Annotated in this window: 22 protein-coding genes; 18 read left to right on the top strand and 4 right to left on the bottom strand. The window is 55.6% G+C overall.

Going from position 1 to position 26,559, the window contains the following annotated elements; genetic code table 11:
* Positions 1–61: 61 nt before the first annotated feature.
* A complete protein-coding gene (locus tag QN378_RS01915; protein WP_322206446.1) occupies positions 62–1,864 on the top strand; it encodes an acyl-CoA dehydrogenase in 1,803 nt (600 codons plus the stop codon).
* Between the two features lie 37 nt (positions 1,865–1,901).
* Here the strand turns inward: QN378_RS01915 and QN378_RS01910 are convergent, their stop codons facing one another.
* Positions 1,902–5,024 carry a glycosyltransferase family 32 protein gene (locus QN378_RS01910; RefSeq protein WP_323546763.1) on the bottom strand — a complete coding sequence of 1,041 codons (3,123 nt, stop codon included), beginning with the start codon at positions 5,022–5,024 and terminating at the stop codon, positions 1,902–1,904.
* A gap of 269 nt (positions 5,025–5,293) precedes the next feature.
* Between QN378_RS01910 and QN378_RS01905 the strand changes: the two genes are divergently transcribed.
* The 3 genes from QN378_RS01905 to selO are packed head-to-tail and all read left to right on the top strand — an operon-like array spanning position 5,294 to position 11,945.
* Positions 5,294–7,036: a potassium/proton antiporter gene (locus QN378_RS01905; protein WP_322206444.1), complete on the top strand. Its 1,743-nt coding sequence runs from the start codon at positions 5,294–5,296 to the stop codon at positions 7,034–7,036.
* 36 nt (positions 7,037–7,072) lie between these two features.
* The gene (gene mscK / locus QN378_RS01900; RefSeq protein WP_323546761.1) at positions 7,073–10,432 is read left to right on the top strand and encodes a mechanosensitive channel MscK; all 3,360 of its coding nucleotides are present in this window, start codon (positions 7,073–7,075) and stop codon (positions 10,430–10,432) included.
* 49 nt (positions 10,433–10,481) lie between these two features.
* Positions 10,482–11,945 (top strand): protein adenylyltransferase SelO, encoded by a 1,464-nt coding sequence (gene selO / locus QN378_RS01895; protein ID WP_322206442.1) that lies wholly within the window; start codon positions 10,482–10,484, stop codon positions 11,943–11,945.
* A gap of 161 nt (positions 11,946–12,106) precedes the next feature.
* Here the strand turns inward: selO and QN378_RS01890 are convergent, their stop codons facing one another.
* A complete protein-coding gene (locus tag QN378_RS01890) occupies positions 12,107–12,802 on the bottom strand; it encodes a hypothetical protein (protein WP_322206441.1) in 696 nt (231 codons plus the stop codon).
* 83 nt (positions 12,803–12,885) lie between these two features.
* Positions 12,886–13,335, bottom strand: coding sequence for a hypothetical protein (locus tag QN378_RS01885; protein WP_322206440.1), 450 nt, complete (start codon positions 13,333–13,335; stop codon positions 12,886–12,888).
* 285 nt (positions 13,336–13,620) lie between these two features.
* On the opposite strand from QN378_RS01885, the gene trxC reads away from it, so the two are divergent.
* Together trxC and QN378_RS01875 are read left to right on the top strand one after the other, a co-directional pair.
* Entirely contained in the window at positions 13,621–14,055 is a 435-nt protein-coding gene (gene trxC, locus QN378_RS01880; RefSeq protein WP_322206439.1) for a thioredoxin TrxC, read from the top strand.
* Positions 14,056–14,186: 131 nt separating this feature from the next.
* Positions 14,187–14,597, top strand: coding sequence for a PAAR domain-containing protein (locus tag QN378_RS01875; protein WP_322206438.1), 411 nt, complete (start codon positions 14,187–14,189; stop codon positions 14,595–14,597).
* 6 nt (positions 14,598–14,603) lie between these two features.
* Here QN378_RS01875 and QN378_RS01870 read toward each other — a convergent pair whose 3' ends face one another.
* On the bottom strand, positions 14,604–15,383 hold the full coding sequence (locus tag QN378_RS01870) for a ParA family protein (RefSeq protein WP_322206437.1): 780 nt from the start codon (positions 15,381–15,383) through the stop codon (positions 14,604–14,606).
* Between the two features lie 319 nt (positions 15,384–15,702).
* Between QN378_RS01870 and QN378_RS01865 the strand changes: the two genes are divergently transcribed.
* From QN378_RS01865 to QN378_RS01810, 12 genes are read left to right on the top strand one after another with little or no spacing between them, the layout of a single operon-like run.
* Positions 15,703–16,425: a beta-ketoacyl synthase chain length factor gene (locus QN378_RS01865; RefSeq protein ID WP_322206436.1), complete on the top strand. Its 723-nt coding sequence runs from the start codon at positions 15,703–15,705 to the stop codon at positions 16,423–16,425.
* Positions 16,401–17,213: a lysophospholipid acyltransferase family protein gene (locus tag QN378_RS01860; protein ID WP_322206990.1), complete on the top strand. Its 813-nt coding sequence runs from the start codon at positions 16,401–16,403 to the stop codon at positions 17,211–17,213. Before QN378_RS01865 ends, QN378_RS01860 begins: the two co-directional genes overlap by 25 nt.
* On the top strand, positions 17,188–17,448 hold the full coding sequence (locus QN378_RS01855) for a phosphopantetheine-binding protein (protein WP_322206435.1): 261 nt from the start codon (positions 17,188–17,190) through the stop codon (positions 17,446–17,448). Before QN378_RS01860 ends, QN378_RS01855 begins: the two co-directional genes overlap by 26 nt.
* 24 nt (positions 17,449–17,472) lie before the next feature.
* Positions 17,473–17,727: an acyl carrier protein gene (locus QN378_RS01850; RefSeq protein WP_322170669.1), complete on the top strand. Its 255-nt coding sequence runs from the start codon at positions 17,473–17,475 to the stop codon at positions 17,725–17,727.
* On the top strand, positions 17,724–18,269 hold the full coding sequence (locus tag QN378_RS01845; RefSeq protein WP_322206434.1) for a hypothetical protein: 546 nt from the start codon (positions 17,724–17,726) through the stop codon (positions 18,267–18,269). Before QN378_RS01850 ends, QN378_RS01845 begins: the two co-directional genes overlap by 4 nt.
* Positions 18,266–19,945 (top strand): acyl-CoA synthetase family protein, encoded by a 1,680-nt coding sequence (locus QN378_RS01840; RefSeq protein ID WP_322206433.1) that lies wholly within the window; start codon positions 18,266–18,268, stop codon positions 19,943–19,945. Before QN378_RS01845 ends, QN378_RS01840 begins: the two co-directional genes overlap by 4 nt.
* Positions 19,938–20,672 (top strand): glycosyltransferase family 2 protein, encoded by a 735-nt coding sequence (locus QN378_RS01835; RefSeq protein WP_323546757.1) that lies wholly within the window; start codon positions 19,938–19,940, stop codon positions 20,670–20,672. Before QN378_RS01840 ends, QN378_RS01835 begins: the two co-directional genes overlap by 8 nt.
* Entirely contained in the window at positions 20,669–21,607 is a 939-nt protein-coding gene (locus tag QN378_RS01830) for a glycosyl transferase (RefSeq protein WP_322206431.1), read from the top strand. Before QN378_RS01835 ends, QN378_RS01830 begins: the two co-directional genes overlap by 4 nt.
* On the top strand, positions 21,588–23,135 hold the full coding sequence (locus tag QN378_RS01825) for an aromatic amino acid ammonia-lyase (protein WP_322206430.1): 1,548 nt from the start codon (positions 21,588–21,590) through the stop codon (positions 23,133–23,135). Before QN378_RS01830 ends, QN378_RS01825 begins: the two co-directional genes overlap by 20 nt.
* Positions 23,125–23,550 carry an acyl-CoA thioesterase gene (locus tag QN378_RS01820; RefSeq protein ID WP_322206429.1) on the top strand — a complete coding sequence of 142 codons (426 nt, stop codon included), beginning with the start codon at positions 23,125–23,127 and terminating at the stop codon, positions 23,548–23,550. Before QN378_RS01825 ends, QN378_RS01820 begins: the two co-directional genes overlap by 11 nt.
* A complete protein-coding gene (locus QN378_RS01815) occupies positions 23,547–24,149 on the top strand; it encodes an outer membrane lipoprotein carrier protein LolA (RefSeq protein WP_322206428.1) in 603 nt (200 codons plus the stop codon). The genes QN378_RS01820 and QN378_RS01815 overlap by 4 nt, the downstream gene beginning before the upstream one ends.
* Before the next feature lie 25 nt (positions 24,150–24,174).
* Complete coding sequence (locus QN378_RS01810) at positions 24,175–26,502, top strand: hypothetical protein (RefSeq protein ID WP_323546754.1); 2,328 nt, start codon at positions 24,175–24,177, stop codon at positions 26,500–26,502.
* Positions 26,503–26,559: the final 57 nt, after the last annotated feature.

The following is a 26,559-nucleotide window of genomic DNA, read 5'->3' as shown; positions in this document are numbered from 1 at the left end:
TGCTATTCAGCCTCTCGCGTCTGCGCCTAGACTTCAGCCATTCCAAAATAGGTAGGCCGCCATGTCCGAGATGCTTCTGAGTTCACGCAACCTGGCTTTCGAGCTGTATGAAGTGCTGGACGCCGAAGCCTTGACCCAGCGCGAGAGGTTCGCTGAGCACAATCGCGAAACGTTCGATGCTGCGATCGGAACCGCACGGACCATCGCCGAAAAGTTTTTCGCCCCACATAACCGCAAGGGTGACGAAAACGAGCCTCGCTATGAAAACGGCGAAGCGGTGCTGATCCCGGAAGTAAAACCGGCAGTGGATGCGTTTCTTGAAGCTGGCTTTCTGAACGCCGCGCGCAGCTTTGAAGCGGGCGGCATGCAATTGCCCACGCTGTTGTCTCAAGCCTGCTTTGCACACTTTCAGTCGGCTAACGCGGCGTCAACGTCTTACCCGTTCTTGACCATGGGCGCGGCCAACCTGATTGAAAGCTTCGGCAGCGATGAGCAGAAGCAACGCTTTTTGCAGCCCATGATCGACGGGCGCTTTTTTGGCACCATGGCGCTGACCGAGCCCCATGCAGGTTCGTCGCTGTCGGACATTCGTACCCGGGCCGAGCCATCGGCGGACGGCACCTATCGTCTGCGCGGCAACAAGATTTTCATCTCGGGTGGCGACCATCCGCTGTCTGAAAACATCGTGCACATGGTCTTGGCAAAACTGCCGGATGCGCCTTCAGGGGTGAAGGGCATTTCGCTGTTCATCGTGCCTAAATTTTTGGTGAACGATGACGGCAGCTTGGGCAAACGCAATGACGTGCTCTTGGCGGGTCTGTTTCACAAAATGGGCTGGCGCGGCACGACGTCAACGGCGCTTAATTTCGGCGACAACGGCGAATGCATCGGCTACTTAGTGGGCAAACCGCATCAGGGCCTGAGCTATATGTTCCAAATGATGAACGAGGCGCGAATCGGCGTTGGCATGGGCGCTGTAATGCTCGGTTACGCCGGTTATTTGTACTCGTTGGAATATGCCCGCGAACGACCACAGGGGCGCCTGCCCGACAACAAACATCCCGATACCGCACCGGTTTCGATCATTCAACACGCCGACATCAAACGGATGTTGTTGACGCAAAAAGCCTACGTCGAAGGCTCCTTTGACCTTGGCCTCTACGCCGCTCGTTTGTTCGATGACACAACGACCGGCGAAACTGACGAGGTTCGGAAACAGGCTCATGAGTTGCTGGATTTGCTGACACCCATCGTCAAGTCCTGGCCTTCGGAGTTTTGCCTCAAGGCCAATGAGCTGGCAATTCAGATTCTCGGTGGGCATGGTTACACCCGTGAATATCCGGTGGAGCAGTATTACCGCGACAATCGTCTGAACCCGATTCATGAAGGCACTCACGGCATTCAATCGCTGGATTTGCTGGGTCGTAAGCTCGCGCAAAACGGCGGCGCCGGACTCCAGCAGTTGATTCGCTTGATTGCCGATACGACTGCCCGGGCGCAGGTGTACAAGGGATTAACTCCGCTACGCCAGCCGTTGGAACAACTGGTCGCGCGCTTGCAAACGGTAACCATTGGCCTTCTGACCGATCTGAGCGAAGGCAAAATCAACAGCAGCTTGTCTAACTCAGCTTTGTACCTGAAAGTTTTCGGTCACACCGTAATTGGCTGGCGCTGGCTGGAACAAGCAATTCGTGCTGAGGAAGGTTTAACCAAGGGTAACCCAGCTGACGCGAGTTTCTATAAAGGCAAACTACAGGCAGCCCGGTACTTTCTGACATGGGAAATACCGGGCTGCCATCATGAGTTAACGATACTGGAAGCACGCGACGATACGTGCCTGGCTATGCAGGATGACTGGTTTTAGCCCTTAAGACTAAGCGTGGAGCTCATCGTATGGCGACTCACCATTCGTTTGCGCTCCCTGCCAGGATCCGGGTTTTGCGTTTGAAGGGGAAGTAGAAGTCCCGCGCAGCCTCCATACGCTCGGTATAGGCGGCGGAAATAATCACCTCTGGCTTGAGGCTTCGTGCCAACAGATCAAAATAATCCGGCCGCAGCTTCCTGATGACATCAGAAAATAAGCCTGGCCCCGTCAATTCAAAGATCTTGGTCATATAAGGGGCCATTGCCGCTTTCGACCCAACACGCAGCTCTTCCGTTGATCTGTCTATATGGGGCCGCGGCGTCGTGAAAAACACAGGGTCTTCACTGACGAAACGCCCGTGCATTTCCCGCATCAGTTCTTTCAATACCGGATTTCGAGGATGGCTGGCAAAGTGACTCGTGTTGGGTCCGACATAATTAACTGATGGGGCACTGATTTCGTTCCCCATCAACACATCGCAAGGCCCCGCGTCGAGGCTGATCCCTTCAAAAGAACTCACGATGGTGTCGTCGCAATCCATGTAGATTCCGCCGTATTCGTAAATCAATCGATAGCGGAGGACATCGGACGCCGCCGCCAGGTTTTGATAGTCTCCATAGCGGAAATAATTAAACATTGGTGCCAGTTCGCTTTTCAGGAAGTCCGAATAAAAAGCCTCATCTCTCAACCTGGAAATATGAATATTAGGGTGGTTGGTGAAACGCGAAGACAGATCATGAAAGGCCAGATCGCTATCTATATCGATATGGAGGATAAAAGTCAGGTCCGAACTTTTTGCCGCGTTTCTTGAAAGGTTAATTAATAATTTTTCGCCGGGCAGTCTATCACCCATCCAAATGTAGTGAACTTCCCGTGCGATAGGTGTGGTATTGGTGGGTAGTCGTGGCAGTCGCGCAAACGTGTAGATCTGGTGTTCCTTACTTTGAGGAATCTTGTCTTCGAGTTTTCTATACACTTTCGCGTCTACGCTACGCCATTCGCCTTTCGCATCTCTCCAAACGTAGTCACCCGTATTCAACGTCCAGCCGGGTAGCTCCGGATCAGCGTCATAGTAAACCGGCGTCCTTTTACCTTTCAGGTGGATAAAATACTTATCTTCTGCGCTTTCAACTCCATCCATGGGCAGTTCTATTTGAATTTTTGGAATGTCCGGCTGAAAAATGAGCGGCACATCTGGTAGCGGCTGAACGGATGCAATACCTGGATCAAGAGGCGCTAGTGATGATGAACCGTCAAAACTTTCGCCGCCGCGCAATGCTGGCTTCAAATCCACGTCCCATCGACCAAGGCTTAGCTCCTTAACATATGGCCCTGGGAGACCTTCGCTATACGGCGCACGAATACGAAATTGGCTGGCCGCTTCTACCCATTCAACCCGGTAAATCCTGGAATGCAACCGAATGAAATACTCAGTTGTGTTCGCCTGAAAATTGAACGCCTGATAAACCTCATTAGTGCCGTTAGCAGATGACCATGCACCGTTTTTCAGCGGTGGCGAATACTCGAGCGCCTTAAGCTTCAATCGCATTTGCGGTTGCAATGAACGTAGACCTGCAGGTTCAATACCGAAACTACGCTCAGTGTCATCAATGGTTTTATGCCGGGCTTGCTCTGCGAGTCGCGCCTGTTCTTCTCTGGCGGCGAGGCTTGCGGGGGTCTCAGCATCTACGTCTACTGAGTCCCCCCATTTAACAGTAGCGACGTCGATCTTGGCCCCCCACCTAACGGCTTCGGCGCTATCCCTAACCGCTCGCCCAGCTTCCATCACGCTAACAACACCCTCTCCGATAAGAGGCAAAGCGTTTAATACACCAAATTGGATATGCCTAAGCCCTTGCTCTTTTTCAGCCTCATCTCGCCCCTCAACCACTTCGTCGACGCCCAGTCCCACTAACGCGATCGATAACGCGCCGAGAAGTGGAGCAACTTCAGGCGCCACCATAACGACCCCTCCCAAAACCAAAATAGCGTCGGTTATCCCGTGAGCAGACGCAGCTTTCCAATAATCACTTTGGGTATGTATCGATTGCACCGCGTCAGAGCCGAGCCGCTCTTTGAGACGTTCCCGGAAATGGCTAAACGGCCAGAGCGTGATAGCGGCCCCAAACTTGATGGTGGACTGAGGGGGCCAGTAACCCGTGGCTTGGTTCAAAAATTTTGGATAAACCGCCATGCCGGCTAACGCTGCATGCAACCCGCTTAAAAACACTCCATCGCCGTCATCTTCCATTCTGAAATGGCTTTCCAACGCTTTCCTTTTCCGAGGATCCCGGCACTGCCGCCCCAACCAATCCTTGGCCAAGCGCTCCGAATCAAAACCGTGTAATGGAGATGAATTACCGGGAATATAAATAATGACGCGACCCGTTAGTTCGTTTTTGATAGCCAGTATGTCGGTGGCCGTGTAACGGTAAACAATCATCTCGCGAAATGTGGCATTACTAGAAATGGGGGCGTTAACGAATTGATCCCAGGTGAGGCTTTCCCATGTCTGGCCTTCGTCCAGTCCCAAGGCATTCAATAAAAAACTTTTGTCCGCGACCGTTAATTCCCCCGCCGTCGCCTGCGCATAAACGACCTTTAATAACGAACCTTTGATCAGAAGGTTGTAATGGGGCTCATGTTCTTTCCAGAATTGGGCAAGCCTGGCTCTATAGTGAGCCTGAAGATTACAGTCCCACACGTACTGCTTGAATTCGTCTGCTCGAATATAAAGATGGGTGGAAGCGTCATAACGCTGCGGGGTGGTTTTGCGGTAAACAGCTTCATAGGCAACGCAGTCCCAAAGCGGTAGCGGACTCTTCACGAGATTGACTGCATAGCCTCCTGGCCTGTAACCCTCAAGCCTGCTGAGGTGCTCAAAAAATTCGCCACTGCCCTTTTGCTGCCAATTTCGCAGCATCGCTTGGGTTAGCGTCATGGAAAACGCTACGTCTGCGTTGAACGGAGCTTGCCTGCCTGCCGTTTCAATGTAGAGCGTGGCAATGACCATTTCGTCCGGATCAAGAAGAACTCCCCATTTCTGCTGCGCGTAAGTGCGAACTGTTTCCTTCGCGTATTCTTCTGGCGATTCGTACTTGATGTTCAGGCTTTTAAAAACCTCGTCAGCGAGAGCATCCGGAGCGTGTACTTCGTACATAACTTGACATCCTGTCGTTAGTTGGACAGAAACCATAAATAACGCCTGCTGCCTCGATGAGGTAAATACTTATCTCCTCATTAATTTATTGCTCGCGTCTTCAATGCCCGCTGAGCATCACGGCAACGGCTTCGCAGCAGCCCATTACCGGGGATCAAGATACAAAGCTTTGACAGCTCTCCAATTCAACAGGTTAGAATCCCTTGGCACGCGGACTGCATGGCCAGTCCCCGCCTTGCTTTCTCGATTTCGATTTGGAGTACCGCCTTTTGGATGCAAACACCATCAACAGCCTGTTCTTGATCGGCGCGTTGCTGGTGAGTGCAAGTATTCTGGTCAGCTCACTGTCCTCGCGCCTCGGCATCCCGATCCTGGTGATCATCCTCGCAGTCGGGATGACGGCAGGTGTTGATGGTGCCGGCATCGTTTTCGATAATTACCCCACAGCCTATTTAGTCGGCAACCTCGCACTGGCAGTCATCCTGCTCGACGGCGGACTGCGTACCCGTGTCGCCAGTTTCCGAGTGGCGTTATGGCCGGCATTGTCACTTGCCACGGTTGGCGTACTGATCACCACTGCACTGACCGGCATGGTCGCCGCATGGTTGTTTAACCTGAATTTGATTCAAGGCTTGTTGATCGGCGCCATTGTCGGTTCGACCGATGCTGCTGCGGTGTTCTCACTGCTGGGCGGCAAAGGCCTCAATGAGCGCGTAACCGCCAGCCTGGAAATTGAGTCCGGCAGCAACGACCCCATGGCGGTGTTTTTGACCGTGACCCTGATCGACATGCTGCACAGCGGCGAAACCGGTTTGCACTGGAGCCTGCTAGGGCATTTGATTCAAGAGTTCGGCATCGGCGCAATCATTGGTTTGGGCGGCGGATGGATAATGCTGCAACTGGTCAACCGAATTCACCTGGCAACCGGCTTGTATTCAATACTGGTAGTAGCGGGGGGGCTGGTGGTTTTTGCGCTGACCAACGCCATTCACGGCAGCGGCTTTCTCGCGGTGTACCTGTGCGGATTAGTCTTGGGCAATCAGCCAATTCGTAGCCGCCACGGAATTTTGCACATGCTCGACGGCATGGCCTGGCTGGCGCAGATCGGCATGTTTTTGGTGCTGGGCTTGCTGGTCACACCTCATGATTTGCTACCCATCGCGTTGCCTGCACTGGGATTGGCCCTGTGGATGATTCTAGTGGCCAGGCCGCTGTCGGTGCTGGTCGGACTGCTTCCATTCAAAGCGTTTCACACGCGAGAAAAAGCATTTATTGCCTGGGTAGGACTACGCGGCGCGGTGCCGATCATTCTTGCTGTGTTCCCGCTTATGGCCGGCCTTCCTCATGCTCAGCTGTATTTCAACCTGGCGTTCTTTATCGTACTGGTGTCGCTGCTGGTCCAAGGCACGAGCCTGCCATGGATTGCCAAACTGCTAAAAGTTACTGTCCCCCCAGAGCCCGCACCGATTTCCCGCTCTGCGCTGGAAGTGCATGTCACAAGCGAGTGGGAACTGTTCGTTTATCGCCTGGGCGCTGAAAAATGGTGCATCGGCGCAGCGTTGCGTGAACTGAAAATGCCCGAAGGAACTCGAATTGCAGCCCTGTTTCGTGGCCAGCAACTGCTCCATCCGTCGGGTAGTACGAAGTTGGAGGTGGACGATTTACTGTGCGTAATCGGCCATGAACACAATTTATCGGCCTTGGGCAAGTTGTTCAGCCAAGCCCCACAACGCGGCCTCGATCTGCGATTCTTCGGCGACTTCGTTCTCCAGGGAGACGCTCAGCTCGGGGCTGTCGCGGCATTGTACGGATTGAAGCTCGACGGACTGGACGCCAATATGCCGCTTAGCCAATTCATCACTCAAAAGAATCGTGGCGAGCCCGTTGTTGGTGACCAGATCGAGTGGAATGGCACCCTGTGGACTGTCGCAGTCATGGACGGGAACAAGATCCTTAAAGTCGGCGTCAAATTTCCCGAAGGAAGCCGCCCAGGCCCTGGATTGTTCCTTTAAACTCCCCTCTTTCTTCATTCGGTTCGACCGGTATTTATGTTGACCTTGCGACCTTTTTTTACTGCCGCCTTAATTGGACTTTGCCTTTTCATTACCACCGTTCAGGCTGCCGACCCACCCACAAGCGCCGCTGTGCAGCAAAGCTTGGCCAAAATTGCTGACCGTAAATTGGCTGATGCTGATCAAAAAGCCCTGCAGCAAGTCCTGGAGCAGACCCTTTCTTTTATTTCGAGCAAAGAAGACACCGAAAAGCGGCTGAGCGAACTCAAACAGCAATTGAGCCAGGCACCGCGCCAGACCACGGACAATCAGCGTGATTTAGCGCGATTGAAAGTCAGCAAAGTGGTCCCGATTGTTCAGCGTTTCGCGAACCTCAACGTGGCTCAACTTGAACAAATGCTCGCTGAACGCGGCACCCAGCTAGCCGATCTGCAAAAAGCACTCAACGATGCCAACAGTCTGACCATTACTGCACAGACTCGTCCGGAGCGAGCTCAAGGCGAAATCAGCGCCAATCAGACACGCAGTCAGCAAATCAATAACATCCTGAAATCCGGCAAAGACAGCGGCAAAAGTATCAATGCCGATCAACGCGACCAACTCAACGCCGAATTAGCTTCGCTCAATGCGCTCACCCTGCTTCGCCGTCAAGAATTGGCAGGCAACAGTCAATTGCAAGACTTGGGCAACAGCCAGCGAGACTTACTTACCGAGAAGGTCAACCGGCAAGAACAGGACATCCAAGACCTGCAAACGCTAATCAACGACAAGCGTCGTGCTCAATCACAACAGACCGTAACCCAGTTGTCTTTGGAGGCTCAGAAAGCGGGCAGCAGTAGCCTGCTGGCAACCGAGACCGCAACCAACCTCAAGCTGTCCGACTATCTGTTGCGGGGTACCGACCGGCTCAATGAGCTAACACAGCAGAACCTCAAGACCAAGCAGCAACTGGACAGCCTGACTCAAAGCGATCAGGCACTCGACGAGCAAATCAACGTGCTTCGCGGCAGTTTGTTGCTGTCCAAAATTCTCTATAAACAGAAACAAGCCCTGCCGTTGTTAACCCTTGACAGGGGTCTGGCTGACGAAATTGCTGACATCCGTTTGTATCAATTCGAAGTCAACCAACAACGGGAAGTGATGAGCAACCCTGGCGCGTATGTCGAAAAATTACTCGCTACGCAACCGCCTGAAGACGCGACCCCGGCGCTGCGCAAAACCTTGCTCGATCTCGCGGTGACTCGCACCGATTTGCTGGAACGCCTGAACAAAGAATTGAGCTCGCTGCTCAACGAATCCATCACCCTGCAGCTCAATCAAAAGCAACTGGTCGGTACCGCCGTCGGCCTACGCGCAACCCTTGACGAGCAAATGTTCTGGATCCCGAGCAACAAACCACTGGATCTGGACTGGATTGAGGGTATTCCACCGCGCCTCAGCAAACAAATCACCACCCTGCCCTGGGCCTCTAGCGTGAGTGAGCTGACCGATGGTCTGACACAACGCCCCCTGTTATTTTTGCCACTGCTGGTGCTGATCGGGGCTTTGGTGTGGAAACGAAAGGCGCTTTACGAAAAGCTCACTCGATTGCATTCGGATATTGGCCACTTCAAACGCGACAGCCAATGGCATACGCCGCTGGCAATTCTTATCAATATTTTGCTTGCCGTACCGGTAGCACTCGGATTGGCGCTGTGTGGATACGCCTTGCAGATAGACGCACGCGGTCAAAACGTCAATTTGGGCTCGGCATTGCTGCAAATTGCCTTGGCGTGGCTGATGTTTTACACCGCCTATCGCGTCCTGGCGCCAGGTGGGGTTGCCCAACTGCACTTCCGCTGGGAAAAGCCACAGGTTGAATTTCTTCAGGGTTGGATTCGGCGCTTGGGGCTGGTTGTGTTGGCCTTGGTTGCCGTAGTGGCCGTGGCAGAACACCAACCGGCGGCGCTAGCAGATGACGTGCTTGGCATCGCTGTGGTTTTGGCCTGCTATGCCTTGATGACTTGGCTACTAAGTCGCTTGCTGATCCGCAGTCCCACGCAGCATAGCGCCTCATTTTTTCGAAAAATCATCGGCGTGTTGTTCACCGCATTGCCGGTAGCGCTCTTTCTCGCAGTGTGCTTTGGCTATTACTACACCGCACTGAAACTGAGCGATCGATTGATCGACACCCTTTATTTATTGATGTTGTGGCTGGTAATCGAAGCCGCGTTCGTTCGCGGGCTGAGCGTTGCCGCCCGGCGACTGGCTTACCAGCGCGCCCAAAGCAAACGTCTGGCAGCAAGAGAAAACGGCGATGGCGATGTGGTGGAAGAGCCAGCGCTGGACATTGAAAAGGTCAACGATCAATCATTGCGTCTGATTCGGCTAGCGCTGCTTGCTGGCTTTATCGCCGCCCTGTATTGGGTCTGGTCGGACCTGATCAGCGTGTTTTCGTACCTGGACAACATCACGCTATACGAATACACCAGTGGCACGGGCGCCACGATGAGCATGGTACCCCTGAGCCTAGGTGACCTGGTGGGTGCACTGATCATCATCGGCACCACCGCAGTGTTGGCTGGCAACTTGCCCGGACTGCTAGAAGTGCTTGTCCTGTCGCGTTTGAATCTTGCCCAAGGCAGCTCGTACGCCACCACCACGTTGCTGTCATATACCATCGCGGGCATTGGTTTTGTTTCGACATTGTCAGCATTAGGCGTGAGCTGGGACAAGTTGCAATGGTTGGTGGCTGCACTTTCGGTCGGTTTAGGCTTCGGCATGCAGGAAATTTTCGCCAACTTCATCTCTGGCATTATGATTCTGTTCGAGCGCCCGGTTCGTATCGGCGACACCATCACTATTGGCAGCCTGTCGGGAACCGTCAGCAAAATTCGCATCCGTGCCACAACCATCACTGATTTCGACCGCAAAGACATTATCGTCCCGAACAAAACATTCATTACTGGGCAACTGATCAACTGGTCACTGACCGATACCATCACCCGCGTGACGCTCAAAGTAGGCGTCGATTACAGTTCGGATCTGGAACTCGTGCGCACCCTGCTGTTACAGGCCGCCAAAGACAACCCAAGGGTACTGAAAGAACCGGAGCCGCAAGTTTACTTTTTGAACTTTGGCGAGAGCACCCTCGACCACGAATTGCGCATTCACGTACGTGACTTAGGTGACCGCAATCCGGCAGTCGATGAGATTAACCGCTTCATCAATAAAGAGTTCAAAGCCAACAACATCAACATTTCGTTCCGGCAGATGGAGATTCACCTCAAAAATCTGCATGGGCAGGAATACAGGTTGGTGCCCACCGACGAACCGGGCGACGCAGGCAAACCCTCGCTTCCAGCCCCCTCTGCGATCAGCGACGTACCCGAGCCACCAGAGGCTAAGCTCGACTGATGGCTTTAATCCCAGCAGAATGGTCGGACATTCTGCTGGGAGATGGCCCTTGAAAGCCCTCGACGAACTGACCTTCGACAACCGCTTCGCCCGACTGGGGGACGCGTTCTCAACGTCGGTGCTGCCTGAACCCATTGCTGACCCACGGCTAGTCGTGTCAAGCGCGGCGGCCATGGCGTTGCTTGACCTCGATCCGGCCCAAGCCGAACTGCCGGTCTTCGCCGAAATTTTTAGCGGCCATAAACTGTGGGCCACCGCCGAGCCTCGGGCAATGGTGTATTCCGGTCATCAGTTTGGCTCTTACAACCCACGTTTGGGTGACGGCCGCGGCGTGCTGCTGGGCGAGGTCTACAGCGACGCAGGCGAACATTGGGACCTGCACCTCAAAGGCGCCGGGCAAACGCCGTATTCAAGAATGGGTGACGGTCGAGCGGTATTGCGCTCGTCGATTCGCGAATTTCTGGCGTCCGAAGCCCTGCATGCGCTGGGCATTCCCACAAGCCGCGCTTTGTCCGTGATCGGTTCAAGCACGCCCGTTTGGCGTGAAAAGCAGGAGCGCGCGGCCATGGTGTTGCGCCTGGCGCCGAGCCACATTCGTTTCGGCAGTTTCGAATATTTTTTTTATACCAAGCAGCCGGATGAACTCAAGGCGCTGGGCGAGCATGTACTTGCGATGCACTACCCCGAATGCTTGGAGCACGCCGAACCGTATTTGGCGATGTTCCGCCAGATCGTCGAGCGCAACGCCGAGTTGATTGCGAAATGGCAAGCCTACGGTTTTTGCCATGGCGTCATGAACACCGACAATATGTCGATCCTAGGCATCACCTTCGACTTCGGCCCATTTGCTTTTCTCGATGACTTCGATCAGAACTTCATTTGTAACCACTCCGACCATGATGGCCGCTATTCCTTCAGCAATCAGGTGCCCATTGGTCAGTGGAATCTCAGCGCCCTCGCCCAAGCCCTGACGCCGTTCATCAGCGTAGAGGCATTGCGTGAAGCCCTGGCTTTGTTCCTACCGCTGTACCAGGCTCATTACCTTGACCTCATGCGCCGTCGTCTGGGCCTGACCAGCGCTGAAGACGAAGACGCCACATTGATCGAGCGCCTGCTCAAACTGATGCAAACCGGTGGCGTCGACTACACGCTGTTCTTCCGGCGCCTGGGTGATGAATCGGCTGAAGTGGCGTGCAGTCGGCTGCGGAATGACTTCATCGACATTAAAGGTTTTGACGCCTGGGCCAGCGACTACCAAGCGCGAATCGGACGGGAAAACAACGGCAGCGAACTTGAACGCCAAACCCGGATGCACGCCGTCAATCCGCTCTACATCCTGCGCAATTACCTGGCACAAAAGGCCATTGACGCTGCCGAGAACGGTGACTACGAAGAGGTCCGTCGTTTGCACAGTGTCCTGACCAAACCCTTCGAGGCTCAGCCAGGAATGGAAAGCTACGCTGAGCGGCCGCCGGAGTGGGGCAAGCATTTGGAGATCAGTTGTTCGTCGTGACCCCATCTGCGGCGCAGTTCGTTCTGTAGGAGCCAACTTGTTGGCGAAGCGCCTGATCCGGTGACGCGGTATTTCAGCTAAGCCGCCTCGCGAACAAGTTCGCTCTTACAGAATAATGAGTGACTGTAGGAGCTGCCGAAGGCCGCGAAAATTTCGCGATATTATTTATTAGTTGCAATAGATCCGGGCCCAATTTTACTCTGCAGGTCGGTCGCATAGCCCTCAGGAAACTGCGCTTGTTCAATACGCGGTAAGGTTCGGTAATGAGAGAGCATTTCAGCCAGCACTTTGGGGGTCTGCGCGGTTCCGGTTCGGTTGTATTCTTCCATGGCCATGTCGGCAACCTTTTTGCACCATGCCTCCTCAATGTGGTCAGCACAGTAAGAAGCGGCCCGTCGCTCATTCACCGTATACAAGCCACTGTCGTCAAAAGTGATAAGAGCAAGCTGATCCCGTGACAGGCCATCAAAAGGGTTTTTCACTGTCTTGCCCCCTACAGCAGCACTGTTCACGTATTCAGTGGCCTGTTGGGCTCTAGCGATTAATTCAGGATCATTAGAATCGGGGGCTTCACGGTCATGTTGGGCCTTGTGAGAAAAATAGCCCTCACCCGAAAAAGTGTTGGTCAGTGTATTGCCCAACTCGGTGAGCTGTTTTCGACTCAAACGCTCATCCCGTAGTTCAGCGCGCGTTGCGCTATCACTCAGTTGACGGGAAAGTGTTGAAATCGTCGGCAAATTGTAGGCAACGCCATCAATTGCAGTCGGGTCTGCCGCCTTTTGCGGGTTGAGGCGGGCCGTAGTGATGGAGTCGACCACGGTACTGTTTAACATCGGGGCTTGTATATTATTAATCACTGCCACTCCTTAGAGCACCGAACCATAACCTTGTCGAGTGAAAGTGTGGACCCAACAAGGTTATGGAGTTCAATGGGCACGTCTTATTTCATCGTAAACTCGGCCGACCATCCATAATTTGAATAGTTAGTAGCCGTAATAGTCGCGGTGCAGACAGCGCCGCCCCCAGCAATTGCGTTTTTCTTCCACTTCGGAACTTTGACCCCGCCCCGAAGCATCGTGTTGACGAATGTCGTTGTAAACTGACAACTTTTTTGGCCTATCTGGTAACGAACAGTGGCGTAATTTGAATCGGGAGAAAGGCCACTTTGCACCGTGTAGCTGCTGCTACCTCCAGACTTTACAGTGGCTCTAGGTTTGGGCGAAGCATTAGTATGAGTACCCATTTCATTACGACCAGAAGCCGAGTACACAGCGCCTGCTGAACCTTGATTTTTAAAGGTGACCTGTACGGGCGGCCCTGCGTGCGCAAGTGTCGACAGCGCCGAGGCAGCCAACGCCATCGAAAACGCAATAGGCTTAACTATTTTCATGTTGAGATCCCCACCTTAACAATTGCCAAAAAATCGATTTAAAAATATCGAACAGTTCGTCGTTTGGCCGGATAACAATCTCGTCAACTAAATAAGTCATTGGAGATTACGGAGCATTAGCAGTGAGCACTACTCCCCGAACGAGTAGGCCCAAAGAAATAAGAAATACGGAGGTAATACGCTTGTAGATCCCACATCACATAATGAATATCTACGCGTTCCCACCTTGATAACGTCGCTATTGGACTCCAACTCAATCCTATTGGCCAACTATCGGATACCATCATGCCCCACCCTCTAACGATCCCTTGCCCGCACTGCAACGGGCTCAATCGCATTCCTGCCGACCGCGTTGGCGATCAGCCCAAATGTGGGCGTTGCAAGGACCCGGTATTGCTCAGCACGCCCTTTGCGGTGACCCAAGCCACCTACGCCAGCCAGATTAAAGGCGATTTGCCGCTGCTGGTTGATGTGTGGGCCGAGTGGTGTGGGCCGTGTAAGACATTTGCGCCGACCTTCGCGCAAGCAGCAACTCAGCTGTTGGGGCGATGCCGACTGGCGAAGCTGGACAGCGAAACCAATCAGACGTTGTCCGGGCAGTTGAACATTCGTTCAATCCCTACCTTGATCCTGTTTAAAGATGGCCGAGAACTCGCACGTCAAAGCGGCGCCTTCCCGTTGCCGCAACTGCTGGCCTGGTTGAAAAGCCAGGGTACTTGAGCCTTGCACAGGCCCAGTGGCACGCGCTGAGTTTTCCGTAGGGCATTTCCCAAACAGCTTTTTCGCATACTCACCGGCATTTTTCTGCTCTAGCCTTATCGACTCAAATTGAGCAACGGCCGGGAGCAGTCATGACGTATGTCATCAGGGAAGGTGATCGCACAACCACAGACGGATTCGTCATCAGCGCTTCGGGCAAGGTCGTCGTGCAATCGCGCAAGTTAGCGCGGATGGGAGACCTCGTCTGGTGTCCCGGTTGCGAGCGAGTCGGCTTCATCGCCGAAGGAAATCCGACGTGCATTGACCACTATGTGGCCGTCGCGACCCAAGGCCAAGCTGTACAGTGCGGGTGCCCACCGGGCAGTCATCGGCTGCTGGCAAGCGCGGACAGTATTGCCGCAGACATGGACGCGACCATTAGCATCCCGCCTGACTTGGCCGAGGTCGCACGCATGGCTGCAGAACAGCTGTTGAGCGCCATTCAGGCCGGCACGCTCCGCGCACAGTTGTTTTCACCCTTACGGCCACTCGTTGAGCCCTAACGCCTATCAATGCGGCGAAGCGCTCTCCAGCAAGCTATGCAGTTCGACGAATTGCTGAGTCAGCTTGTGTCGAGGATCGAGGTAGATCAGCGGCGTATTGGCTTGATGCGACTCACGCATTTTTACCGAGCTGTTGAGATAGACCGGCAACACTGGCAAACCTTCAGCAATTAACTCATCGAGTATTTGCTGCGGCAGACTGGCTCGAGACTGGAACTGATTGACGATAATGCCTTCAATTTCCAGGCCCTCATTATGGTCTTCCTTCAGTTCTTCAATCTCCTTGAGCAAGCCATATAGCGCCTGGCGAGAAAAGCTGTCGCAATCAAACGGAATCAGGACTCTGTCCGCAGCAATCAACGCTGAAACAGCGTAAAAGTTAAGCGCTGGCGGCGTATCCAGATAGATACGGTCATAGTCCTCATCCAACTCCTCCAGCAGTTTGCGCAGCTTGTTTATTTTATGCTTGGCTTCGAGCTTGGGCTGAAGGTCAGCCAACTCAGCGGTGGCAGTCACTACGTGCAAATTATCGAAAGGCGTTTCGTAGATATCGACCTTGTTTTTCTTGGCGAACGGCCCGGAAGACAAGGTTTGTTTGAAAAAGTCGGCGATCCCCATTGGGATATCGTCGCCGGTCAAACCAGTAAGGTACTGGGTTGAATTGGCTTGGGCATCAAGATCGATCAACAGCGTCCGATACCCTTCAGAGGCGCTGACTGCCGCAAGATTGCAGGCAATGCTGGATTTACCCACGCCACCCTTTTGATTGAACACCACACGCCGCATGCGAAAACTCCTTGGTTCTGAAATGAGTCCAGAATCGCCCGAGTCTATGCAAAGCAGCTCTCTAGGGCGAGTGAATGATCTAAGGACATCAGTAGTGGCACAGAGTGACACCCGTAAAGCGAATTTCCTACAGCACAACGTCAGAACAGAAAGCGAATAAACGTAGGAGAAAGCTGATTTAAATAAACTATCTGTAACAGAATTTGCTACTGATCATCGCCATCGGGATAATGCGCGCCACTCGGCTAAACGTCGCGCCAAGGCTGGCCCCGTTCGGGAAGCTGTACAAGAAGTAGTCCGCAGGGACGGGAAGAGAATCGTGATCACCTTCAACATCGCACAGTGGCGTGCCTGGGCTCCCGGCCTGAAAACGACCGAGGACTGGCAACAGTGGAACATCGGCCAGGCCAATGTCGACATTGGCGACACGGCGCCTGACGTCTCGTTCTTGCCAGCCATGCAGCGCCGACGCCTGAGCCGTCTGGCAAGGATGGCGTTCAGCGTCGGCTGGCCACTGGCCGACGGGCGAGAGCAGCTGCCTCTCGTCTTCGTCTCCCGCCATGGCGAAACCCCGCGCACTTTCGAAATTCTTAGCGAACTGGCTGCCGAGCAACCGCTGTCACCGACTCAGTTCAGCCTATCGGTGCACAACGCGGTGATCGGCCTGTGGTCGATCATGCGTGGCGAAACCAGCGAAATGACCGCATTGGCTGCGGCTGGCGACGGCCTTGAACATGGCGTGATCGAAGCGGGTGCGCTGCTCGCTGAAGGTGCGTCGGCGGTATTGCTCATCATCACCGAAGAACAGCCGCCAGAGGCCTACGTCGCTTGGGTCGACGACGTGCCCTTTCCTTACGCCGTCGGTCTGTTACTGACACCGGGCACAGACTGGCAACTGTCGCTGAGCACCACATGCGAGGCAGAACAGCCGCGCGTGCAGCTACCGCACACCCTGAACCTGCTGCGCACTTTATTGAGCGAGCATTCCTGCTGCCAACATTCATGGAAGAACCGCCTGTGGAACTGGCAACGACAAACTTAAGCAAAAGCCGCGACGCCTATTATTGGCGTCTACTGGCAACCGCCATGAGCTTTGCCCTTTTCGGGATCGTAGGCCTGTGTCTGCAATTATTGATTTTTCCGATCCTCAGGTGCTTGCCGGGCTCGGTAATTAGCCACCGGCGACGTGCTCGACGCACGGTTAGCCGACTGTTCTGGCTGTTTATTCGACTCATGGCCCGAACCGGCGTGTTGACGTATGACGTTCAAGGCGCTGAGCGCCTGGGTCGGCCGGGACAACTAATCATCGCCAACCATCCGTCGCTGATCGACGTGGTATTTTTAATCGGCCTAGTGCCTGACACCAATTGCGTGGTCAAACAAAGTCTGTTTCAAAACCCCTTTACCCGTGGGCCAGTAAATTCCACTCACTACATCAGTAACGACGGCAGCATGGACATGCTTGATGCTGCCGCCGCCGCACTACAAGACGGACAGACACTGATCATTTTCCCGGAAGGCACCCGCACCCAACCCGGACAGGCACCGGCCTTTCATCGCGGTGGTGCCGCAATTGCTCTGCGGGGTGCGAAACTCGTCACCCCGGTCACTATCCAAGTTAACCCCAGCACCCTGACCAAGGCTGAACCCTGGTATCGAATTCCACAACGGCGCTTTCACTTCAGTTTGAAAGTAGGTGCCGATATAGACCCACAAGCCTTTGTTGCGCTTGGCCCGGCACCCGTGGCGTCGCGCAAGCTAAACGACTATTTGCATCAATACTTCATCAAGGAGCTCGCCATAGATGAGCGATCTGCACCTGGAAATTAAGCAACTGATCATCGATGCCCTAGGCCTCGAAGACATCAGCACCCAAGACATCGGCAACGACCAGACTCTGTTCGGTGAAGGTTTGGGGTTGGACTCGGTAGACGCACTGGAACTCGGCCTGGCTATCCAGAAACACTACGGTATCAAGATCGACGCCGACGCCAAGGACACCCGCAACCATTTCATCAGCGTCGACAGCCTAGCGGCGTTCGTCAGCGCCCGACGGGCGGCTTGAGGCATGACCACTCAAGAGCATGTGATGCAAACACGTGAAGACATTTTTGAAACCCTGCGCACTGCGCTGGTTGAACTGTTCGAACTTGAACCCGAGCGTGTCACCCTGGAATCCAACCTGTATCAGGACCTGGAAATCGACAGCATTGACGCTGTTGATCTGATTGATCACATCAAACGCAAAACCGGTAAAAAAATCGCTGCCGAAGAGTTCAAAGCCGTCCGCACCGTCAACGATGTGGTCGAGGCTGTCTATCGCCTGGTTCACCCCGCCGCATGAGTCGGCTGATCGGCCTGGTGCTGTTGCTGGCAGGCATGTTGTACCCGTTCGCCGTTTATTTCGGTCTGGGCCACATCGCGCCGTGGCAGTTCGCCTTGCTGCTGGGTTGCCTGTGGCTGCTCCGGGGGCTGACCGGGGAACGAAAACCGGGAAGCCTGTGGATGGCGGGGGTTGCCATCGGTTTTTGCCTGTTATTGGGTTGGGCCGACAGCCCCGCGCTGTTGAGCTGGTATCCGGTGCTGAGCAGCGCTTTCATGTTGACTTTGTTTGGCGCAAGCCTGATCTATGAGCCGCCAATCGTTGAGCGACTGGCACGCCTGAGCGACCCGCAATTGTCTGACGTCGCCGTTCGCTACACCCGCACAGTGACCAAAGTCTGGTGCCTGTTTTTCCTCGGCAATGGGCTGATTGCGAGCGCATTGACCCTGTGGGCGCCGCTCAGTTGGTGGACGCTGTACAACGGATTGATTTCATACGGGCTGATGGGCCTGTTGTTTGCTGGCGAATGGTTAGTACGCCAGCGCGTAAGAGGCCGCGCATGAACTGGATAACCCTTGAGCGTCAGTTACTCGACGCTTTGCCGGGCCGTGAGCTGACCCGGGCCCCAGCCCTTGATCACGCTCACTTCCGCGAACAAGCGCTGAGCCTTGCTGCCGGGCTTGAAATCCGAGGCATCAAACGATTGGCGGTGCATTTGGAGGATGCGGGCGAATTGGCTGTGGCGCTGTTTGGCGCTTGGCGTGCCGGCGTTAGCGTGTTGATGCCGGCCGACTTGCAAGCGCCAACTCGGGCGCGCTGGTCGAGTGAAGTCGATCTATGGTTAAGCGATCAGGTCGAAGACACCCAGTTAAACGATCTGCGGGCTGAACCGCTGCCGCCTGCTCTGCTGGACCTGGACACCTGCCATCTAAGCCTGTGCACCTCCGGTTCCAGTGGCGAACCGAAGTTGATCAAAAAGTGTTTGCGCCAGTTAGCCAATGAAGTCGAGGCGCTGGAGCAACTGTGGGGCGCAAACCTGGGCAGCGCCTGCATCATCGGCAGCGTCGCCACCCAACATATCTATGGCTTGCTGTTTCGGCTGCTGTGGCCACTGTGTGCCGGTCGCACCTTTGTCCGCCATCAACTGCCCTTCCCTGAAGACTTGCAGCGCGCTAGCCGCCAATACCCGACATTTGCTTGGGTGGCCAGCCCTGCCCTGCTCAAGCGCATGGGCGACAATCTGGACTGGCCGGAACTGAGCGCCGTGCGACGAGTGTTTTCATCCGGGGGCGCGTTGCCGGCCGACGCAGCTCAAATCCTTCATCGACGCTTGGGGCAGTGGCCGACCGAGATTTTCGGCAGCTCAGAAACCGGTGGTATTGCCTGGCGTCAGAGCGATAGCCTGTGGCAAGCCTTTGAGGGCGTGAACCTGAGCCAAAGCAGCGATGGCGCGCTGCGCATTGATTCGCCCTATCTCCCGTCAGGTCACATCGAACAGACCGCCGACGCAGTATGCTTCGCCGCCGACGGCCGTTTCGAACTGCTGGGCCGTTTGGATCGCATCGTCAAGCTCGAAGAAAAGCGTATCTCACTGCCGCTGCTGGAACGCGCATTGGAAACACACGGCTGGGTCAGCGAAGCTCGGCTGGGCGTCGTTCAAGAGAGACGGGCATCGCTGGGGGCGTTATTGGTTCTCAGCCCAAGCGGCCTGCATGCCTTGCGCAATCAAGGCCGACGGTCATTAACCGAGCAACTACGCGAGCATTTACGCCCACATTGCGAAGCGCTCGCCCTGCCCCGTCGCTGGCGGCTGCTGCGCCAATTGCCCTTCAATGCACAAGGCAAACTGGCTCAGGCTGATGTGGACGCCTTACTGCACGCTCCTCGTCCACTAGGGCCCGAGCTGCTCAGTCAACGCCAACTAAACAGCGAATGGCACCTCGAATTGGTCGTCCCACCCGATTTGGCGTATTTCAGCGGGCACTTCCCGCAGATCCCCGTGTTACCCGGCGTGGTGCAAGTGGATTGGGCGATAAGCATGGGCCAACGCCTGCTGGGCCTTCCAACCCGATTTGCAGGCATGGAAGTGTTGAAATTCCAACAACTGGTACGCCCCGGCGATGAGATTTCCCTGACCCTGCGTTTCGATGCCGAACGCAGCAAATTGTATTTCACCTACCGCAACGCCGATGCGGCCTGCTCCAGTGGCCGGATCTTGTTGGAGGCCGCGCATGCATAACCCGTGCGCGGTGATCCCGGTCTATAACCACGAACGGGCGGTGTCTGCTGTCGTGCAGGAGTTGTTAAGCGCTGGTTTACCCTGCGTATTGGTGGATGATGCCAGCAGCCCACGTTGCGCCGCGGTACTACAGACCCTGGCAAAACAACCCAACGTCTATCTGCTGCGCCTGTCCACCAATCGGGGCAAAGGTGGTGCGGTGATGGTCGCATTTCGTGAAGCGGCGCGCTTGGGGTTCAGCCATGCGTTGCAGGTCGATGCCGATGGCCAGCACGACCTGCAGGATGTGGCGCTGTTTCTCGATGCTTCCCGCGCCAATCCGCAGGCGCTGATTTGTGGCTACCCGCGGTACGACGCAAGCGTGCCAAAGGGTCGTTTGTATGCACGCTACCTGACCCACGTCTGGGTCTGGATCAATAGCCTGTCGTTGGAGATTATCGATTCCATGTGTGGCTTTCGGATCTATCCCCTGCCACCGGTACTCAACCTGATGGACTCGGTACAGATCGGTCAGCGTATGGATTTCGACTCGGAAATCCTGGTGCGCCTGTCATGGCGTAATCAGCCTATGCGCTGGCTGCCCGTTCGGGTGCATTACCCCCAAGACGGCGTGTCGCATTTTCGACTGCTCCATGACAATGCGCTGATTTCAAAAATGCACGCCAAACTGTTCATCGGCATGTTGGGTCGGCTGCCGTTGATCCTCTGGCGGCGGTGGCTGCCATGAGCGACACCAAACACCATTGGGCTAATCACCGGGAACGTGGCAGCTTTTTACTGATGAAACTGACCGCCTGGGCCGTGCGTCATGTCGGCCGGAGGGTATTGAGCCCCGTCCTGCACGGGATTGTTTTTTACTTTTTCGTGTTCGGGCACACCGCGCGAAAAAGTGTCTGGCAATACCAGCAACACTTGGCCGACTGGAGCAACCAAGCGTTGCTACGCCCCACCCGCTGGCGCGTGTTCAAACAATTCAGGGCGTTTGCAGACTCGCTGCTGGACAAGCTCGACATATGGAACGGCAGACTTAAAGTCGAGCACATTGAAATCGTCGACCCCGCCTTATTGCGCCAGGATCTACGTGGTAAGCGTGGGCAAATGCTGGTGGGCGCTCACTTGGGTAACCTTGAGGTCTGCCGCGCACTGGCCGAGTTGGGCGAAAAAGTCACCATGAACGTGTTAGTGCACACCAAGCACGCAGAACACTTCAATCGATTGCTGGGAGAAGCAGGCGCGCCCCACCTGCGTTTAATCCAAGTCAGCGAACTTGACCCAGCGATCATGCTCCAACTGAGCCAGCGCTTGGAACGTGGCGAGTGGCTGGCCATCGCGGGTGATCGCGTTGCGCTGCGCGGCGGGCGCAACGTGCAAGTGGATTTCCTCGGCCACCCGGCACTGTTCCCGCAAGGTCCATGGCTGTTGGCCGGATTGTTGAAATGCCCAATTAATCTGATTTTTTGCTTGAAAGGCGCCCACGGCTATCGAGTCATTCTCGAGCCGTTCGCAGAGGCCATTCTATGGCGTCGCAGCGACCGCCAGCAGGTCATCGCCGAACACACTCAGCGCTACGCCGACCGCCTGGGTTTTTACTGCCTTGAGGCGCCACAGCAGTGGTTCAATTTCTATTCCTTTTGGAAAACCCATGACGACCCAAGCGCTTGAATCGGTAACCTTCGGCGAACGGCCGTTGCAGATCGAAGATGTCCTGGCACTGGCCAAGCGCCAAGCGCCAACCCGCTTGCAAAATGACGCTGCCTTTCGCCAGCGAATAGCCAAAGGCGCGCAATTTCTTGATTCCCTATTAAGCAAGGAAGGCGTGATCTATGGTGTAACCACCGGCTATGGCGATTCGTGCGTAGTGGCAGTTCCACTGCATCACGTTGAGGCGCTACCGCGCCATTTGTACACATTCCACGGCTGTGGCTTGGGCAAGATGCTTGACGCACAAACCACCCGTGCCGTGCTGGCCGCGCGTTTACAGTCCTTGTGCCAAGGGGTTTCCGGGGTCCGGGTCGAATTACTTGAACGCCTGCAAGCGTTTCTCGACCAAGACGTTCTGCCGCTGATCCCGGAGGAAGGTTCAGTGGGCGCCAGCGGCGACTTGACCCCTCTGTCCTACGTCGCCGCCACGTTGTGCGGTGAACGGGAAGTGATGTTCCGTGGCGAACGCCGTGAAGCCAGCGACGTGCATCGTCAGTTGGGCTGGGATCCCTTGGTGCTGCGGCCCAAAGAAGCCTTGGCGCTGATGAATGGCACGGCGGTGATGACCGGCATTGCCTGCCTCGCGTTCGCCCGGGCCGACTATTTGCTGCAACTGGCGACTCGCATCACAGCAATGAACGTGGTTGCGCTGGAAGGAAACCCTGAGCATTTCGATGAGCGCCTTTTTGCCGCCAAGCCACACCCTGGCCAAATGCAAGTTGCCGCCTGGTTGCGCCGGGACTTGGCCATTGATGCGCCGACCGCGCCGCTGCACCGCTTGCAAGATAGGTACTCATTGCGTTGCGCGCCGCATGTATTGGGGGTATTGGCCGATAGCCTGAATTGGTTGCGCTCGTTCATTGAAATCGAACTGAACAGCGCCAACGACAACCCGATCATCGACGCCGAAGACGAACGCGTGCTGCACGGCGGACACTTCTATGGCGGCCACATCGCGTTCGCCATGGACAGCCTGAAAACGCTGGTCGCCAACGTCGCCGATCTGTTGGACCGGCAATTGGCGCTGTTGGTGGACATGCGTTACAACCATGGACTGCCGAGTAACCTGTCAGGCGCCAGCGCTGAACGGGCGATGCTTAATCACGGGTTCAAAGCGGTGCAAATCGGTACCAGTGCCTGGACCGCCGAAGCGTTGAAAAATACGATGCCGGCCAGCGTGTTCTCGCGTTCCACCGAATGCCACAACCAAGACAAAGTGAGCATGGGCACCATCGCTGCCCGCGACGCGATTCGGGTGCTGGAGCTGACCGAACAGGTCGCGGCTGCCACCTTGATTGCTGCGAACCAAGGCCTATGGCTGCGCAGTCAGGCAGCAGACGCACGGCCACTGCCGCCTGCACTTGCGACAATGCATCAGCAGTTGCAGGAAGACTTTGCGCCGGTGATCGAAGACCGCGCGCTTGAGAGTGAGTTACGCCTGTGCCTCAAGCGAATCGCCGATCGCCATTGGAGGCTGCATGCGCAGTAATGGCCCTATTTACGCAGACACTGAAGTAGTGGTGCCCTTTTTCGATATCGATATGATGAACGTCGTCTGGCATGGCCATTACATCAAATACCTTGAAGTCGCCCGCTGCGCACTGCTCGACCAACTCGGCCACAACTACATGCAGATGCTGGAATCCGGTTATGCCTGGCCAGTGATCGACCTGCAACTGCGCTACGTGCGCGGCGCGGTGTTCGGTCAACGACTGAATGTTCGGGCCAACCTGATCGAATGGGAGAACCGCCTGAAGATCAATTACCTGATCTCCGACGCCCTCACCGGTGAGCGCCTGACCCGCGCCACCACAGTTCAAGTGGCCGTTGAGGTTGCCAGCCGCGAGATGCAACTGGCCTCGCCCAAGGTGTTTATCGATGCGGTACTGAGAGCGCTGCCATGACGGTTGTTTTAAAAATACTCTGCGCCGCAGCGCTGGTTTGCCTGTCATCGGTCGCTAATGCTTTCGACCTGCAGCAGCTCAGCGCGCAGTTGGGCAAACCTTCGATCATTCACGGCGATTTCATTCAGGAAAAACACCTGCGTGCCCTGCCGCACCCCTTGACCAGCAAAGGCAAATTCGTCCTGGCTAAAGACTTTGGCCTGCTCTGGCTACTGGCGACGCCGCTGAAACAGGATTATCGAATCAACACTGCCGGTATTGCCCGACGCGATGCCCACGGCTGGCAATTGTTGCCAAATAAAAACGCCGGAGCGGAACAGAACCGCTTATTTCTAGCGGTGCTGCAAGGCGACAGCAGCGGCCTACAACGCGATTTCGACTTGCAGTTGAAGGGTGACGCCCAGGCATGGCAGCTGACCTTGATCCCGCGCTCACTGCTACTGCAGCAGGTGTTCAAGCAAATAAATATCGACGGCGGCGCACTGGTGCAACGTATTGAACTGCTGGAAACCCAAGGCGACAGCACGTTACTGCAGATGGTCAACAGCACGGGCACAGAGCCGTTGAGCGACACGGAGCACCACGACTTTGTTGACTAGTCGCGGCCCGATAAAACATAGCTCGATGGAATACTGGCTGCCGCGCTTATTCCTGCTCGGCTTGCTGGCGGTGCTAGCACTCGCAGGCTGGCAATGGCGCGACGGTCCTCCGCTGTCGGCCAACTTGATGGAGCTGGTTCCCGGCTCGACCCCGGACACCTTGGAACTGCGTGCGCAAGAGCGCATGCAAGAGCCACTCAACCGCGAAATGCTGGTGCTGGTGGGCCACACCGACCGCCAACAGGCAATCGATCTCGCTCACAAACTCGGCGAACAATGGCAGGCCAGTGGTCTGTTCGAAAAGGTCCAGTGGAACCTGCAGGCGGACTTGCCGGGCCTACGCCAACAATTGCTGCAAGGGCGATTGGCGATGCTGGCGCCGGCTGATCGCAGTCAGTTGATCGAACAACCTCAAGCGTTTATTCAGCAACGTGTGGAAAGCCTGTTTGACCCGTTCACAGGTTTCAGCCTGGTCGCAAGTCAGGATGACTGGCTGGGTCTGACTGGACGTATTCAAAACAGCCAGCCACAACAGGGTTCGGTACAGCTCGACGTCGGCAGCGGTGCGTTGATCGCCACGGCAGCCGGCAAAAGCTGGGTGTTGCTGCGCGCACGAACCAAGGGCAATGCGTTCGACATGCACTTACCGATGAAGGTCGCGGACTTGCTCAGCGCTGCACGTTTGCAGGCCCATCAAGCCGATGCGCAATTGCTCGCTGCCAGCGGCCTGCTGTATGCCGCTAATGGACAGCGTCAGGCCACTCGTGAAATCACTTGGGTAGGCGGCGGTGCAACGCTTGGAATTCTGTTGCTGCTTTTATTGGTGTTCCGTCGTTGGCGAGTGCTGCTGGCATTCGTGCCGGTGGCGGTCGGCATGCTGTTCGGCGCGGTGGCCTGTGTCGCGCTGTTCGGTCATATGCACGTCATGACGCTGGTGTTGGGTTCAAGCCTGATCGGCGTGGCGGTGGATTACCCGCTGCACTCGCTGTCGAAAAGCTGGAGCATGAAACCCTGGCGCAGTTGGGGCGCGCTGCGCCTTACACTAAGCGGCCTGAGCCTGAGTTTAGCCACCAGTTGCATCGGTTATCTGGCCTTGGCCTGGACACCGTTTCCGGCACTTACGCAAATTGCAGTGTTCTCGGCAGCCGGTCTGGTAGGCGCTTATTTGACCGCCGTGTGCCTGTTACCAGCAATGCTCAATAACCTGGAACTGCGCCCTGCCCGATGGCCGTTACTTATCGCCGAGCGCTTGATGAGCTGGCGTGAAGCCTTGCTCCTCCGCGTTGGCACACCCGTGCTATTAACCCTGTTGCTGATGTTTTGTGCCGCAGGGTTGTGGCAACTGACCACTAAAAATGACATCCGCCAATGGGTCGGTGCACCGCCGCAGTTGCAGGCCGAAGCGCAGGCCATCGCGCGCATCACCGGCTATCAACCCACCAGTCAATTCTATTTGGTGCGTGCAGCCAACCAACAGCAATTGCTAGAACGTCAAGCCGAGTTAAGCAAGCGCCTCGATCAACTGGTCAGCTTGGACAAGTTGCAGGGTTACTTGGCGCTGAACCAGCTGCTGAGCTCGCCTTTTGAACAACATCGAGTGCGGAATGCGTTAGGTAAACTGCCTTTGTTTTGGCAGCCGCTGATAGACGTCGGTGTTCCCGAAGCCAACTTGCAAGCAGAACTGACCCGGTTGCAGATGCTGCCGGACCAAGACATCGACGCTGCGCTGGCCGGACCACTCGGCGAACCTTGGCGCACGTTATGGCTAGGTTCGACCGCCGATGGCGTTGCAGGCATGGTCAGCCTGCGAGGCTTAAACGATGCCAACTTGTTACGCGTACAGACGCTGGACATCGAAGGCGTACAGTTGGTTGATCGTCTCGGCGACTTGAACAACGTTTTTGCCGCCACACAAATCAGTGCAGCGGAGTTGAAATTGCTGTCCTGCGCGTTGATCGTACTGCTGCTGATTCTGCCGTTTGGTCTCAAAGGAGCTTTGCGGATCATCGCGCTTCCGCTGCTGGCGGCGCTGTGCAGTTTGGCGAGTCTCGGCTGGATGGGTCAGCCGCTGACTCTGTTCAGCGTGTTCGGGCTGTTGTTGGTCACCGCCATCAGTGTCGATTACGCCATTTTGATGCGCGAGCAGATCGGCGGGGCAGCGGTAAGTTTGCTCGGAACCTTGCTGGCGGCGGTCACCACGTGGCTGTCATTTGGTTTGCTGGCGATTTCCAGTACGCCTGCGGTGAGCAATTTCGGTCTGTCGGTCAGCCTCGGCCTGGCCTTCAGCTTCATGCTCGCGCCGTGGGCCGGGCGTCCAGCGGATACCCAGACTGTTAATGAGCCCGCCATATGATGATCGTGCGGCTGTTTGCACTGGCGGGCATGAACCGAACTTTTATCAAGATTGCCG

Source organism: Pseudomonas sp. 10S5 (genome assembly GCF_035019745.1).
In the GTDB taxonomy this organism is placed as follows: domain Bacteria; phylum Pseudomonadota; class Gammaproteobacteria; order Pseudomonadales; family Pseudomonadaceae; genus Aquipseudomonas.
Note: the sequence above shows the minus strand (reverse complement) of the source record. Positions and strands in the feature narration are given on the sequence as shown.